The organism is Brachyspira alvinipulli ATCC 51933 (assembly GCF_000518245.1).
Classification (GTDB): domain Bacteria; phylum Spirochaetota; class Brachyspiria; order Brachyspirales; family Brachyspiraceae; genus Brachyspira; species Brachyspira alvinipulli.
Genome location: NZ_KI912403.1, coordinates 519840 through 535021, shown reverse-complemented (window position 1 = coordinate 535021; position 15182 = coordinate 519840). Strand labels below are relative to the sequence as shown.

The 15182-nt window shown below is 28.0% G+C and carries 15 protein-coding genes; 1 reads left to right on the top strand and 14 read right to left on the bottom strand.

Features of this window, described 5'->3' with window-relative positions; all coding sequences use genetic code 11:
• Window positions 1–96 precede the first annotated feature (96 nt).
• On the top strand, window positions 97–2586 hold the full coding sequence (locus T324_RS0109945) for an ATP-dependent Clp protease ATP-binding subunit (RefSeq protein WP_028330117.1): 2490 nt from the start codon (window positions 97–99) through the stop codon (window positions 2584–2586).
• Window positions 2587–2623: 37 nt separating this feature from the next.
• On the opposite strand, the gene T324_RS0109940 is transcribed toward T324_RS0109945, so the two are convergent.
• The 14 genes from T324_RS0109940 to T324_RS0109875 form a co-directional block, all read right to left on the bottom strand.
• Window positions 2624–3220, bottom strand: coding sequence for a DNA/RNA non-specific endonuclease (locus T324_RS0109940; RefSeq protein WP_028330116.1), 597 nt, complete (start codon window positions 3218–3220; stop codon window positions 2624–2626).
• A gap of 231 nt (window positions 3221–3451) precedes the next feature.
• The gene (locus tag T324_RS0109935) at window positions 3452–4114 is read right to left on the bottom strand and encodes a hypothetical protein (protein ID WP_028330115.1); all 663 of its coding nucleotides are present in this window, start codon (window positions 4112–4114) and stop codon (window positions 3452–3454) included.
• Window positions 4115–4116: 2 nt separating this feature from the next.
• Entirely contained in the window at window positions 4117–4842 is a 726-nt protein-coding gene (locus T324_RS0109930) for a DUF5058 family protein (protein ID WP_038375183.1), read from the bottom strand.
• Window positions 4842–5993 (bottom strand): M20 metallopeptidase family protein, encoded by a 1152-nt coding sequence (locus tag T324_RS0109925; RefSeq protein WP_028330113.1) that lies wholly within the window; start codon window positions 5991–5993, stop codon window positions 4842–4844. Before T324_RS0109925 ends, T324_RS0109930 begins: the two co-directional genes overlap by 1 nt.
• A gap of 168 nt (window positions 5994–6161) precedes the next feature.
• Window positions 6162–7331, bottom strand: coding sequence for a cysteine desulfurase NifS (gene nifS / locus T324_RS0109920; protein WP_028330112.1), 1170 nt, complete (start codon window positions 7329–7331; stop codon window positions 6162–6164).
• 1 nt (window position 7332) lies between these two features.
• Window positions 7333–8166, bottom strand: coding sequence for a Fe-S cluster assembly protein NifU (nifU, locus tag T324_RS0109915; protein ID WP_028330111.1), 834 nt, complete (start codon window positions 8164–8166; stop codon window positions 7333–7335).
• Window positions 8167–8262: 96 nt separating this feature from the next.
• Window positions 8263–8442 carry a (2Fe-2S)-binding protein gene (locus T324_RS0109910; protein ID WP_028330110.1) on the bottom strand — a complete coding sequence of 60 codons (180 nt, stop codon included), beginning with the start codon at window positions 8440–8442 and terminating at the stop codon, window positions 8263–8265.
• A 123-nt stretch (window positions 8443–8565) separates the two neighbouring features.
• On the bottom strand, window positions 8566–9327 hold the full coding sequence (locus tag T324_RS0109905) for an ABC transporter ATP-binding protein (RefSeq protein WP_028330109.1): 762 nt from the start codon (window positions 9325–9327) through the stop codon (window positions 8566–8568).
• An 11-nt stretch (window positions 9328–9338) separates the two neighbouring features.
• Window positions 9339–10358, bottom strand: a complete 1020-nt coding sequence (locus T324_RS0109900) for a FecCD family ABC transporter permease (RefSeq protein WP_245580678.1) — start codon at window positions 10356–10358, stop codon at window positions 9339–9341.
• The gene (locus T324_RS0109895) at window positions 10351–10818 is read right to left on the bottom strand and encodes a hypothetical protein (RefSeq protein ID WP_028330107.1); all 468 of its coding nucleotides are present in this window, start codon (window positions 10816–10818) and stop codon (window positions 10351–10353) included. The genes T324_RS0109900 and T324_RS0109895 overlap by 8 nt, the downstream gene beginning before the upstream one ends.
• A gap of 9 nt (window positions 10819–10827) precedes the next feature.
• A complete protein-coding gene (locus T324_RS0109890; RefSeq protein WP_028330106.1) occupies window positions 10828–11949 on the bottom strand; it encodes an MGDG synthase family glycosyltransferase in 1122 nt (373 codons plus the stop codon).
• A 121-nt stretch (window positions 11950–12070) separates the two neighbouring features.
• Window positions 12071–13741 carry a S1 RNA-binding domain-containing protein gene (locus T324_RS0109885; protein ID WP_028330105.1) on the bottom strand — a complete coding sequence of 557 codons (1671 nt, stop codon included), beginning with the start codon at window positions 13739–13741 and terminating at the stop codon, window positions 12071–12073.
• A gap of 46 nt (window positions 13742–13787) precedes the next feature.
• A complete protein-coding gene (gene cmk, locus T324_RS0109880) occupies window positions 13788–14465 on the bottom strand; it encodes a (d)CMP kinase (RefSeq protein WP_028330104.1) in 678 nt (225 codons plus the stop codon).
• Between the two features lie 133 nt (window positions 14466–14598).
• Window positions 14599–15087: a hypothetical protein gene (locus T324_RS0109875; protein WP_028330103.1), complete on the bottom strand. Its 489-nt coding sequence runs from the start codon at window positions 15085–15087 to the stop codon at window positions 14599–14601.
• Between the last annotated feature and the right edge of the window lie 95 nt (window positions 15088–15182).

Here is a 15182-nt window from a genome sequence, read left to right as displayed (position 1 = left end):
GAATATTATTATATTTTTATAATATCCGATAATATCATAAAAATTAGATTTTTATTTATTTTGAGAAAATATAAAAATAATTTGTAGGATTATAGTATGTTTCAATTTCATTTGACAAGTAAAGCTAAAAGAGTTGTAGAATTATACGCTGAAGAAGAAGCAAAAAGACTGAATCATGATATGATAACCCCAGAGCACGTTTTATTAGGTTTATTGCGTGAACCAGAGGCTTTAGCAACTCGTGTATTAACAAGATTAAAAATAGATTTAGATAAAATAAAGATAGAGTTAGAATCCTCAATGGTAAAATCTTCTCCTACAAAGTTATTTGGAAAAATACCTACTGCACCAAGAGTTCAAAAGCTTATAAGCAAATCAGCTGAAGAGGCTAGAGCTTTTGGACATAATTACATAGGTACAGAACATTTACTTCTTGGATTATTAAGAGAAGAAAGCGGTACAGCTTATAATGTACTTACTAGCTTAGGTCTTGAATTAACTATTTTAAGACAAGAAATATTAAAAATGCTTGGTGTTGTTGATAGCAATATGTCATCATCAGAACAGGTGCAGCATCAGGAAGATACAGGAAAAAAAGTAAAAACTCCTACTTTGGATCAATTTGCCAGAGATTTAACTAAAATGGCTAGAGATAAAACTTTAGACAGAGTTATAGGCAGAGAAAATGAAGTTATGAGAGTTGTACAGATACTTTCAAGAAGAAAGAAAAATAATCCTATATTATTAGGAGAGCCCGGAGTTGGTAAAACTGCTATAGTTGAAGGATTAGCTGAAAAGATAGTAGCGGCTGATGTTCCAGATATACTTCTTAAAAAGCGTGTTTTAACTTTAGATTTATCATCTGTTGTTGCAGGTACTAAATACAGAGGTGAATTTGAAGAGAGAATAAAAAATATTGTTTTAGAGATTAAGAAGGCTAATAATATCATTATATTTATAGATGAGCTTCATACTTTAATAGGAGCAGGCGGTGCTGAGGGTGCTTTAGATGCTGCCAATATGTTAAAACCAGCTCTTTCAAGAGGTGAAATTCAATGTATAGGTGCTACTACTATTAATGAATATAAAAAATATATAGAAAAAGACGGTGCATTAGTTAGGAGATTCCAGCCTATAAATGTTGAAGAGCCTAGTATAGATGATACTATAGAAATTTTAAATGGAATAAAACCTAAATATGAAGAACATCATAAAGTAAAATATACTGATGAAGCTATAACTGCTGCTGCTGTTTTAAGTAAGAGATATATATTCGAGAGATATTTACCTGATAAAGCTATAGATTTAATAGATGAGGCAGGTTCAAGGGCTAGACTTATAAATATGACTAGACCTAAAGAGTTTAAAGATATAGAAAAAAGAATAGAAGAGCTTAATAATCAAAAGAAAGATATGGTTGATAACCAGAATTTTGAAGAGGCTGCAAAAGTAAGAGATGAAATCACTGCTTTGCAGGAAGAGCTTGCTAAACGTGAGGAAAAATGGCGTGAAGAACGTGAAAAAATAGAAACTTTTATTGAAGAAGATGATATAAGACATGTTATATCTGAAATAACTAATATACCTATAAAGAGATTATTGAACTCTGAAAGTAAAAGACTTATAGGTATGGAAGAAGAGCTTCATCAAAAAGTTATAGGTCAGGAAGAGGCTATAGCTTCAATATCTAAGGCTATAAGAAGGAGTAGGGCAGGTCTTAAAACTTCTAAAAAACCTTTAGGCAGCTTTATATTCTTAGGACCTACTGGTGTTGGAAAAACTGCTTTAGCTAAGGTATTGGCTGAGTTTATGTTTGGTGACAGTGATGCATTAATTAGAATAGATATGAGTGAGTTTATGGAAAAGTTTGCCGTAAGCAGACTTATAGGAGCTCCTCCAGGATATGTTGGTTATGAAGAGGGAGGTGGACTTACTGAGAAAGTGAGAAGAAAACCTTATTCGCTTATTTTATTTGATGAAATAGAGAAAGCACATCCTGATGTTACTAATATACTTTTACAAGTACTTGAAGAAGGACAGCTTACTGACAATTTTGGAAGAAAAGTTGATTTCTCAAATACTATAATAATTATAACAAGTAATTTAGGTGCAAGAGATATAGTTAAAGGCAGTTCTTTAGGATTTAATGCTATTGGAAGCGAAAAGGATATTAATGATATAAAGAATTTTGCTTTAGAAGAATTAAAACAAAACTTTAATCCTGAATTTTTAAATAGAATAGATGATATTATAGTATTCCATACACTTACTAAAGATAATCTTAAAGACATTATAAATATAATGCTTAAAGAACTTAATGAAGCTATTAAAGATAGAAATATAGTTATTAACTTAACAGAAGATGCTAAACTTTATATAATAGATAAAGGATTCGATAAGAAGTATGGTGCTAGAAGTTTAAGAAGAGCTATACAAAAAGAAATAGAGGATTATATAAGTACAGAAATATTGTTTGGTAATATTGAAGATGGTGATATTATTGATGTTGATGCTAATGATGGCTCTTTGATATTTTCTTATACCAAGGCATTAAAAGCTGAGGATAAGGAATTATCTAAAAGTTAGTTAACATACTCCTATAAATATTTTAAACGCTTCAGAATTAATTTGATTCGTTAATTTTGGGGCGTTTTTCTGATGTATTTGTGAATATTTTTATTAATTTATAATTGGTATATTCTTTTTGTACTGTATAACTAATATTGATTATATTAGGTCTTATATTAGTAGATATATAATCTATTTTTATAATTATATCTTTAACTTCATCCCCATTTTCTATAATTTCTCTCCATTGAGTTTCCATTTCTTTCATTTCACCTATATTTAATTCTTTGCTTATTGGAATTAGATTATCAATATTAGGAGAGCCACCAAATTGCCTGCCTATTATATGTCCTCCATGATCATTTCCTTTTATGCCGTATAATTCTACAATTTTTCTCTGTGCATAATTATTTCTGCTTGCATTTGATAAAATTAAAGTTTCTTTTCTTGTTACTTTATATATTCTTGAAAGATAATCTGTACTATATTGTGTACCGTTTATATTGTAGATTATATTAGGCTTTAAATATTCTACTCGGTTTATTTTAACAAAATGTTTTTTATCATTTTCATTTTCTATTATATAAACTTTATTAGTTGTTGTGCATGATATTAATACAATGAAATATAATAAATAAAAAAGTTTTTTCATATATGATTAATTTTATTTACCTGATTTTAATTTTTTAAATGTATATTTTGGTAAACTAAAATTATATTTGATTGTTTTTTATATACAACATTTTAAAAGATGACTAAAAAAAATAATTAATATAAAATAAGAACTATAAGAGGTTTTATATGATTTGACTATTAATTATAAAAAGAAAAGCCCATCATAACAAGTTTTATGACAGGCTTTAATAATCTTCAAAACTTTATTTTAGCTTTGTACTTTATACATAAATTTTGATGCTACTATAGTTATTATTAAACCAGACAAGGTAACAGCAAATGCTGGCATTGAAGGTAATAATAATTTACATGCTAAAGGAACACCTAATCCAAATATTAATAATTTAGGATATTTAATTCCAAACTGCATTAATACAGCACCAAATACAGCAGGTACAGCATAAGATTTGAAAGCATCAGCAATAATTGCAGGAACAGCATTTAATATTGCAGCTCCTAATACAGCAGCTAAAGTAACAAAAAATAAATTTGTTATTATAGAACCTGCTATACCTAATGCTGATATTATTTCTACATTTCTTGTTCCAGGAGGTGTTTCTGTTACATCCAAAGCACATGCAGCAGCAGGTACTCTCATGTTTCCTCCGTTTCCTGATAAGAAATTCATGTAAGTTCCGGATAAACCTAAAACAGGATAATAACTTATAGGTTCAAGTATATACATTACTCCATAAGAAGAAGCAACTAAAATCCAAGCCTTTAAAACAACATCTATAGGAGGAAATATATGGTGGCTTATCATTAAATAAGTAACAGGAAAGAATGATGCTACAACAGCAGATAGCAATGTAACACGTCCTATTAAATTAACAGGACCATTCCATATCTTGGCAAATTCTTTATCATCCATAATTAAGCTCCTCCCATTACAGTCATTTTAACAATTAATGCAACTATCATTCCGAAAATCATCGCAATTCCTAGATTATATTCTTTTATTTTTTGACCAATTTTAGTTTTTGATACATATTTAAGAAGTACAAACATAGCAGCAGCAGCGGCTAATACAGAAGCTGCAGTATCCATTTTTGGTAAATATCCGGAAGCTAAATTACCAAATACAGCAACCATTGATGCAGCAGATAATAAAGCTAATCCTGCTTGGTTTCCTCCAGATATCTTTTGTCTTAAACCTTCTAATTTACTTCCTAATATAGAAGCAGATATTAACCATCCGCATCCATTTGCAGCCATAGTTATCCAAGATACAATTAATGCTACTTCTGTATAATCAGGTCCACCGAATTTAACTCCCATAGCTTCAGCACCAAATTGAGCACCAGCCATTTCTGTTGTAGCAGCACCTATTATAGAAAGACGCATCCAACTCATTGGAGCACCTATTACAGATATCATACCAACCATAACTATAAAACCAGATATGGCAGGACCTATTGCAGTAAGCAAACCGGCTCTGAAAGCCTTTTTACAAGTATCGCTTGATATTCCTAAAGTTTTTGCTGTTTTATTAGCTAATCTTGTATATAGAATAGCCTGTACTAAAGAAATAATAACTACTACAGCACATAAAGGCCATAATATCGCCTGATTGGCTATCCTTAAAATCTCTTCATTCATTATTTATCTCCTAAATATTTTATAGCCCATTCGCTCATTAAAACAGACGGCTGATATAATTTTGATTCATCTATTTCAAATTTGCTGTTATGGTGAGGTATATTCTTTTCTGTCATTGTTGAGAAGAATATGAATACTCCAGGCATTTTATGCTGATATTCTGAAAAATCTTCTCCTCCCATAGATGGTACAAAAGGAGCAGCTTTTTTAAATCCAAGTTCTTTACAAACCTGACTTAATTGTTCAGCTATTTGATTATCATTGATAACAGGAGGACATCCCCATACTATTTCAACTTCTGCTTTAGCTCTGTTTGCAATAGCTATAGATTCTGCTATCTCTTTTATTCTGCTTCCTATAAATCTTCTATTTTCTTCACTGAATGTTCTGAAAGTACCTTCTATAGTTACCTCAGCAGGTATTATATTATATTGACTTCCGGCATGAATTATACATACAGAAATTACAGTAGCATCTGTAGCCAATATTTCTCTGCTTTTTATATTATAAAGTCCTTGTATTATTTGACTTGATGTTAAAATAGGATCAACTCCTGAATGAGGATATGCTCCGTGAGATCCTTTTCCTATAACTTTTATTGCAAATCTATCGTTTGATGCCATTAAAGGTCCGCCTTGAAGCACGAATTCTCCATTAGGTACATCTGTAGCTATAGTACCTACATGAGTTCCAACTATAGCTTTAACACCATTTAATAAACCATCATTTATTAAATTGTTAGCACCTTTAGTAATCTCTTCAGCTGTTTGGAAAACTAATCTTACAGCACCTTTTAATCTTGATTTGTTTTCCAATAAATAATTAGCAGCACCTAAAAGACAAGCAGTATGAGCATCATGTCCGCAAGCATGCATATTACCGTTTTTAGAGGCATAATCGCATCCTGTTTCTTCTACTATAGGTAAAGCATCCATATCAGCTCTTATTCCAACTATATTGCCTGAACTAGAGTCTCCTATATCGCATACTATACCAGAATCTAATGAACATTCAACAGGTGAAAGTCCAAGTTCTTTTAATTTGTTCATAACATAACTTTTTGTTTGAGGAAGATCTGTACCAACTTCTGGTATTTGGTGCAAATCTCTTCTCATGGAAACTATGATATCATTTAATTCTTGATACCCCATAATAATACCCCTTAAAAAAATTTTTTAATTGATAAATATTATATGGAATTATGGTTATGAAGTCAATACAAATTGAACATTTATATTCAAAAAGTATATTTTTTTGTATTTTTATAAAAAAAGAAAAACCCATCATATAAGATGGGTTATAATATTTAGATTTAATTTTTAATTTCTGTAAGGTGAAATATCTCTAAGTCTAGCTACGATTTTTTCTACTGCATCAGCTGTGTACATTATATCTTCCATAGTGTTATCTAATGACATAGAAAATCTTGTAGAACTATGAGCATATTCAAAAGGCACTCCCATAGCTTGAAGTACAGGAGAAGGCTCTAATGTACCAGAAGAACAGGCACTTCCGCTTGAACAGCATATACCATATCCATCTAACAATAAAAGTACAGCTTCTCCTTCTATATTTTTAAAGCTTATATTTGTAGTATTGCTTACTCTATTAGCACCTTTTCCATTTATTTTAATATCTGTTATTCTTTTAGATACTTCTGCTTCTAAAGTGTCTCTTAATTTTGCTGTATGTTCATTAAATTTAGGAAGCTCTGTTTTTACCATAGAGGCTGCCTTTCCTAAACCAATGATATAAGGCACATTTTCGGTACCTGCTCTACGGCCTCTTTCCTGATGTCCGCCTGTTTGTACAGTTCTTAACTTTGTACCATTTTTGATATATAAAGCACCTATACCTTTAGGGGCATGTATTTTATGACCTGCAATTGTAAGCATATCAATATAAGGTTCATTTTTCATGTTTAAAGGTAATTTTCCTGCAGCCTGAACAGCATCAACATGGAATACAGAACCAGCATTTTTTACTATCTCTCCTATTTCTTTAATAGGGAAAATTACACCTGTTTCATTATTGGCATACATTATAGAAACTATAGCAGTATTTTCATTTACTGCACTTTTTAATTCATCTAAATCTATATTGCCATCATTATCAACAGGGAGATATGTTACTCTGTATCCATGTCTTTCTAAATCTTTACAAGTCTCTATTACAGCAGGATGTTCAACTTTAGTTGTAATAATATGATTTTTAGTAGGGTAGGCGTCTATAGTTCCCCTTATTGCCATATTATCACCTTCACTTCCGCATGATATAAAACATACCTCAATAGGATCACATCCTAAAAAATCAGCTACTTGCTCCCTTCCTTTTTCCATTTGTTTATGTACATTTCCTGCTGAAGTATACATACTTGAAGGGTTAAAATATTGGTCTTTAAAATATGGAAGCATGGCCTCCAATACTTCTTCATATACTCTTGTAGTAGCATTATTGTCTAAATATATTATTTTTTTATTTTCTGACATATTACACTCCAACTACTTCTAAGTCTTTATGAACTAACTCTTTTATTTTTGGTTCAACAAAGCCTTTCAAAGTATTTTTTGAAGAAGCACAAGAAGAACATGCTCCTTTAAATTCTATCATAACCTTATTTCCATCAACATCCACAAGTCTGCAGCTTCCTCCATCCATTTTGAGCATAGGGTTAATAACTCTTTCTAAAGCCTCTTCTATTTTTTTTATTTTTTGAACAGTAGTCATAGGAGCATTTTTGGCTTCTCTTTCCATATCTGCCAATTCTTCATTTAAAATATCTTCTATTTTAACTTTACAAGCTCCGCATCCTCCTCCTGCTTTAGTATAGAATGTTACCTCTTCTACAGTTTTTAATTTATTTTCCCTTATAGCTCTTTTTATTTTAGTATCTGTTATGCCGAAACATTTACAAATTATAGCTCCTTCATCATGTTCATCTTCATTAGTAGCTATACCTCTGTAATTATTAATAGCTTTTTCCAAAGTTTCCATTCCCATAACAGAACAATGCATTTTCTCTTCAGGAAGTCCTCCTAATTCCATAGCTATATCTTTATTTGTTATTTTTTTAGCCTCATCAAGAGTTTTTCCTTTAATCATTTCTGTAAGTATACTGCTGCTTGCTATTGCAGAAGCACATCCGAATGTTTGGAATTTTGCATCCTCTATAACTTCAGTATCTTTATTTATTTTTAATGTTAATTTTAGTGCATCACCGCATACAATACTTCCGGTCATAGCCTCAGCATCAGGATTCTTTATTTCTCCCACATTTCTAGGATTTATAAAATGATCCTTTACCTTATCTGTATATTCCCACATGTTCCTACCTCCATCTAAGTTAATTATTAATATACTATAATTACTATGTATATTAATTATTGGAATATAAAAATAATATTAAATTTTTGATAAAATTTATTTATTGATTTCGTTTAAAATTTTTTGAATAGCGTCTTTACATCCACCGCATCCAGTTCCTGCTTTAGTAGCTTTAGAGACTTCTTCTACAGTTTTTAATTTTTTTGAAATAATAGCGTCCCTAACTTGCTTCTCTGTTACAGCCATACAAAAACATAATGTTTTATCACCAGCCATTCTAAATTCTCCTTTTTTATATTTTGTGATTTATATAAAATAGAAAAATTAATTAATCTACTTTATAACCTTCATTGTTAGAATATTATAACATTCAATAAATAAATATCAAGTACAAATTTATTACTTCCATATTTCTAATAATGATTTCATATATTTTTTTAAATTTATATTATAAATTTCATTAAGTATATTAATGTCAAAGTTTTTTACTTCCCCAAAATATTCTTTTCTTCCTTCTTTTAAAATCAATATTTTATCAGCAAAATTTAATGCAGTACTTATATCATGCAAAACAGCTATTAAAGACTTTTTTTTATTATTATGAACCCATTCTTTTAAATTATTAATAAGTTCTATCTGACTGTTTATATCTAAATGATTAGTAGGCTCATCTAATAATATAATATTTGGATTTTGACTGAAAATCATAGCCAGAAATACTCTCTGGAGTTCTCCCCCTGAAATTTCTTTTATTGATTTATTTTTTAAATGATTCAAATTTAATTTATCAATATAATTTAGTACAATTTTTTTATCCTCTTCTTTAGGCATTAAAAATAATTTATCAGCAAAATTTGAGTATCTTCCCAACATCACAGTATCATAAACATTATAATCAAAATATATATCAGACATTTGACTCATAAATGCTATTTTTTTTGAGATGTATATTCTATCTTTATTTTTTATATTCTCTCCGTCTATATATATATTTCCTTCAAAATCTGTTATTTTACATAATGATTTTAATAAAGTAGTTTTTCCGCATCCGTTAGGACCTAATATACATAAAATTTCACCTTCTTCAACATTGAAAGATATATCATGCAGTATTTTATCCTGTTTGTTATAAGAAAATGATAATTTATTTACTTCCAACATTTATTTTATTCCTATTTTTTCATAAATATATAAAAGAAAAAAGGTGCTCCTATTACAGCGGTTATAATTCCTATTGGTATATTTGAACCTTGTATTATTACCCTTGATAGAATATCTGATATAACCAATAATATTCCTCCTATTAATGCAGACATTGGTATTACCATTATATGCTTAGCAGAGAATAATTTTCTTGCAATATGAGGCGATGCTAAATCAATAAATCCTATTATACCTACAAATGATACTATAATTGAAGTAACAAAAGATGATATTATTATAAAAAATATTTTCATATATTTAGTATTTATTCCCAATGAATAGGCTGTATTATCTCCGAATGTCATAATATCCAAAATATTAGAATAATGCATCGATATAATTAAAAATATTATAGTTATAAAAATAATTATAAATATTAAATTCCAATTCTTTAATGATAAACTTCCAAGCTGCCACATAATTATTCTATTAGAGTATTTTGGAAATAAGTATGTCAAAAAACTCATTATTGAATTTACAAATAAAGATATAATTATTCCTGCAAGTATTATAGAATTATTATTCATATATTTGTCTATAGTTTTTGATATAGTTAAAATAATGATAATTGTTATAAATGCAAATGCAATAGCAGAAAATATATACAAAATCTGAGAATAATTTATACCTAAAACCATTAATATTGATACTCCAAGACCTGCTCCGGATGATACTCCTAAATTATATGTTGATGCTAATGGGTTTCTTAAAATTGATTGTATTATAGTACCTGTTATTGATAAAGAAGCACCTGTAAAAAAAGCTAATATAGTATGAGAAAATCTTATATTAAATATTATATCAGTATTTATTTTGTTTAAATCTTTTATTAATTCTATATTAAATATTTTATATAAAAATGCAGCAGCTATTTCTTTAGGAGATATGAATATACTTCCTACACTTATTGAAATTATCATAGATACAAATGCTAATATTAAAAGTATAATTATTTTTCTTATATTTTTCATAGAATCATTTTTAATCATTAACAGTATCTATTAAAACAGCTTCTGATTTAAAGTTTTCAATATTTTTTAAATCTATTATTCTGAAATTATCTCTAATAGCATAAAATCTAATTATAGCATGAGGAGCTATGTCTTTTTCTCCTGAATTTATAGAAAATATAATATCAAATACAGTATCATTATAATTTTCTTGAAGTATTTTTTTTATAGATACAAAAATTTTTAATGAAAGATTTAAAACATCTTTTAGATTTTTGCTGTTTGATATATATATTTCATTTTCCTCATATTCATAATGTGTTAATTCTAATCCGCTTGCCGAAGTACTACATAAAGTACAGTCAATTTCTTTATTTACAGTCCAATATTTTTCATTATTCTGATTTTCTTTTTGAGATATAGAATAATAATTTTTAGGTTCTATTAATGAAAAATCTATATCGGATATAAGTTCATTCATTTTTATATTGCTAATCAATTTTTTACCTCATGAACCAAGTAAATCATCAGCTATATATTTTACTATTTTATCTGTAACATTTCTACCATAATAGTTAAATTGTGCTTCTCTCATTTTAACTAAACCTTCCCTATTATTTGCTATCAATAAATCTATTTTATTGAAAATATCATCAGTAGAAGAAGTACTATATCCTAATCCATTTTGTTCCAAATACATAGGTGTGCCTTCTTCCTGCCCAGGCAATGCTCCCATAGAAATTATAGGTATGATACAATTAATAGCTTCAACTATAGATAGAGAACCGCATCTAGTTATTAAAATATCATTATCATAGAATAATTTGAATAATTCCTTAGTATATCCTATAACATTAACTTCTCTTTGATAGTTTCTTAATCTGTATTTCAATTTTTTATAATTATTCTTATTTCTTCCGCATACAACTGTGACATCGCAGTCATATTTTTCATGCAGATTTCTTATCATATAAAATATTCTTTTGGATCTTTCTGTGTTATTTAATATTAAAACTCTTAATTTTCCGTTTATGTTTGTATTTTTTTTAAGCTCTTCTAAACTATCAAATGGTGCTTTAAAATGATCTCTTACAGGTATTCCAAAAGTTACAACTTTATCTTTATCAATGTTGTTGTTTATAATAAAATCAGTGGCTTCTTTAGAAGGGCTTATTATTCTGTCTGCTCTGTTATCAAGCCATATATTTGTTACGCTTACTAAATCTGTTAATAATATGTACATCTTGGTATCTAATTTATTTTTTTCTAAAACATTTAATATACTTCCATTAAATAACGGATGTACGCTTAATATTAAATCAGGTTTATAACTATCTATTATTTTCAAAAATCTGCGTTTTATTTTTCTAGAAATTTGTTTATTTACAGTAATACTGCCATTGTTAGAAAAATTAAAAATTTTTCCCCATATATTAGGGAAATATTTAACACATATATTATAAAGTCTTTCAGCTGAAATCATCTCAAAATCGCCCAATTTAAATCCGTTTATAGATTTGCATACAATTTCGTCTCCATAAATCTTATGAAAAGCATTTGCTAAAGCTTCATTAGCACTTTTATGTCCATGACCAGTATATTCAGAATATATTATTAATATTTTTTTCATTATTATATTACCTCTAAAAAAGATACAAAAATTATATATAAAAAAACATAGTTGTCAAGTAAATAAAAAATCCTAATGTTGTAATAAACATTAGGATTTTTTATTTTAATATTATGAAATATTAGTTTTTAATATTATCAAATGGGTTATAAGTTAAAGATGTAGGTTCAGCTTTTGAAATATAATTTTGTGTTTCTTTTTTGTTTTGAACTTCTAAATATTCTCTTCTTGAAAGAGATATTCTTCTCTTACTTTGATTAACTTCTCTTACAACGAAAGGATAAGTTTCTCCTACTTTTACAGTTTCTTCTAAAGTGCTTCCTTTAGGTATTTCAACTTGAGAAACATGCATATATCCTTCTAAATCATTTTCTAAAGAAACGATAGCACCTGAATCAACAATAGCTTTTACTACACCGTCTACTATAGAACCTTGAGGATGAGCTTTTTCAAATAATCTCCAAGGACTTTCTTTAGTATGTTTATAGCTTAATTTTATTTTTTGTTTATCTCTGTCTATAGACATGATAACCATATTAACTTCTTCACCTTCTTTAACATAGTCTTTCATATTTACAACATTGTTTTTCCAATCAAAATCGCTCATATCACATGTTCCTTCCAAACCATTAGGAAGTTCAAATACTGTAAAGCCTTTAATAATTCTTTTAACTTTACATTTTACGCTAGATTTTGCTGGGAAATCTTTTTCTACAGTATCCCAAGGATTTTCTTTAACTTGCTTTAATCCTAAAGTTAATTTTCTTTCTGGAACATTCATATCTAATATTTTACACTCTAAGAAATCGCCTTTTTTAACGAAATCATTAGGGCTATTAACATATGAATTCCAACTTAAATCAGATATATGAACAAGTCCTTCTATACCATTAGCTACTTTAACAAAAGCACCAAATTTTTTAACATTTGTAACTTCACCGTTAATAACATCATTTACATGATATTGTTCAACAAATTTGCTCCATGGATCTTCATCTAACTGCTTAAGTCCCAAATCAACTTTACGTTTTTCTTTATCAACAGAAAGAACTTTAAACATTCTTTCATCGTCTTTAGATATGATAGATTTAGGATTTATAACTTTATCCCAAGACATATTAGGTATTGCAAGAAAACCGTCAAATCCTGGAGTTATTTCAATAAAAGCACCAAATTTTTCTATATTTTTAACTTTACCGCTTATTATCCCATTTTCTTTTAAATTATCTAGGAAAGATTCTATATTTCTATTCTGAGTTTCTTCTAATAATGCTTTTCTTGATACTACAACATCTTTTTTATCTTTTTTAATAATTTTAAACTCGTATTCTTTACCAATATGATCAGTATCTTTAATTCCTTTTGCTATATCTATTAAGGAAAAAGGACAAAAAGCCGGATGTCCGCTTATAGAAACAGTGAATCCTCCTTTAGTAATATCTTTAACAACACCTTTAACTGTAGTGTTGTTTCTAACAGCATTATCTATTATGTCCTGTGCTTTTCTTTTATCTACTTCAATTTTAGATAATAATATATTATTATCATCCTCTCCTGTAATAACAGCTTCAACTTCTTCTCCAATAGCAGGCTCTTTATCAAATTCGCTTCTTTTAATTTTACCTTCAGATTTGAAATCAAAATCTATAAAAACATCAGATTCATCAACTTGTACTACTTTACCTTTTACTGTTTTTTTATGACCTATAGAACTATTATCTTTTAAGCCTTCAACAGCTTTAAGAAATAACTCTTGATCATCATTATTTGGTAAATTTTTATTATCTTCCATCGTCCTTCTCCCTCCTGTAGTTTCACAGGTTAAAATATCTAATTTATTAATTAGATTTTATATTTAAAACCACATTTGTGATTTTTTCAACAACTTCATTTATAGTCATGCTGGTAGTATCTATAATGCAGGCATTTTCCGGTACTACAAGCGGACTGTCTTCTCTATTTGAGTCAAATTCATCTCTTTTTCTAATGCTTTCTTTCACTTCATCATAAGTGATATTTTTGCCTTTAGATATTTCCTCAGTATGTCTTCGTTTAGCTCTTTCATCTAAAGAAGCATCTATATAAAATTTATATTTGGCATTTGGAAAAACAACACTTCCTATATCTCTGCCGTCTATAACATACATTCCATCTTTAGCTATTTTTCTTTGTAATGAAACCATATTTTGTCTAACTACACTAATAGAAGATACTTTGGATACTAAATTTACAACTTCAATGCTTCTTATAGCTTCGGATACATCTTCACCATTTAAGTATATTTTTCCATCACTATCAAAATTTATATCTAAATTATTAAGAGCAGATATGACTTCTGTTTTATCATCTATATCTATATTATTTTTAATCATATATAAGGTTACAGCTCTATACATAGCCCCTGTGTCTAAATATTTGAAAGATAGCTTTTTAGCTACTAATTTAGCTATTGTGCTTTTACCAGCTCCAGAAGGACCATCAAGCGTTATTATTTCGTATTTACTAGAATCAGACACCTATAACCTTTTTTAGTTAATATAATTTTCTATACACTATATCATAAATAATTATAATTTGCAAATTTTTATTTTAATAAAAAACAAACTTTATTAAAAAAAATTAAATATTTTTCTTAATAAATAATATATTCTATAAATAAAAGTGTATTCCAAATAAAATATTTGTATCTAATCTAAATCTGCTGTAAGAGGCCGACAAGTCTCTTATCATTGAATTATAGTTAACATTCATGCTGCTTGAATAAGTAAATGAAGCTGAAATGTTATCATTATCTTCTACAAAATACCATTCTATAGTTTTTAATGTTCTAAAAAAATTCCAATAACTTATGTAAGTTCTTACATTTTCATCATAGCCCATAAATTTATATAGATCTAAAAATATAGATAAAATTGGAAGTTTATTTTCTACTATTAAAAAGGTACTAAGCATAGGAAAATCTATTATACTTAAATTCATTGAATAATCTTCAAATTTTATATCATCTATATCTACAACAGAAGGATTAGAATTCTTTTTTCCATAAAAAGCTTCATTAACATTAAAATTGTACATAGAGTATAAACTGCATGTAAAAATACCTAAAATACATGAAATATATTTAATATAGTGTTTCATTTTTTATAAATTATAGTCCTTTAAAAATCAGTGTAATAAATAGTATATAATTTATTTTTATTTTCAATATGAAATTGTAAGAATTTTTTATTTAA